This is a genomic window from Pseudomonas sp. 05N432, from assembly GCF_056396945.1.
Genome location: NZ_JBFTMM010000063.1, coordinates 1 through 798, shown reverse-complemented (window position 1 = coordinate 798; position 798 = coordinate 1). Strand labels below are relative to the sequence as shown.

Here is a 798-nt window from a genome sequence, read left to right as displayed (position 1 = left end):
ATACCAAATAGAGACATAAATTTACCTCCATTTGGTATACATTCGGTCTCCATATGGTATATATTTTTCTGAAATTCTTACAAAGAATATTATTATATTTAGACAACATTACAAATTTTTTAAGAAGTAATTTTGCTTTTCGAAATTCCAAATTGCCGTAATTGAATGAGCTTTTTGTTCTTCTTCTGTCGTTTTTTCTTCATCACTTGTTTGAATTAAGTTACCATCTTCGGCATCATCTAAATTCAAAAGTTTATGCTTTTTCTTAAGCAATCCACCATAACTCAACATGCGTTTTCTGTATAAACCTTGTTCTAAATCTTGAACAATTTCTGCGTCTTTTTCATGATTTCCCGTTAAATAATCAGACGACTTAACCGAGTATTTTGATGTCTCTTTAATTGCAGCTTGTATATCTTTATCGCCTTTTTTATTTGGCCTAATTGCTTTGATATTTGCGACAGGTTTGTAATCAACTTGAAGTGCTTTTTGCCATAAATTGATCCACTCTTCTTGCGTTATATAATTTTCTTTTTTTCTAAAATAAGCATTTTCAACACACAATAAAACGTGCATATGTTGATTATAACTACAATCATTTTTATTAACTGTTACCTCAGTTGAACGCATAAAACCAATCAAATTTTGTTTTACTTTTTTATATCTACTCAATCTATCAAAAGCTTTAGTTAAATGTTTTAAACTCTGTTCTAAAGTTTCACCGTCAATCGCATTTTTTGTTGAAAGTGTTAAAAACAACCAACGTGCTTTTGGTTTTTCTTTAATAACTTCCTCAAT

The 798-nt window shown here is 29.1% G+C and carries 1 protein-coding gene; it reads right to left on the bottom strand.

Features of this window, described 5'->3' with window-relative positions:
- Nucleotides 1-108: 108 nt before the first annotated feature.
- Nucleotides 109-798: protein rep (locus AC1DHT_RS29205; protein WP_477761594.1), on the bottom strand; the 690-nt coding region annotated here is incomplete at its 5' end.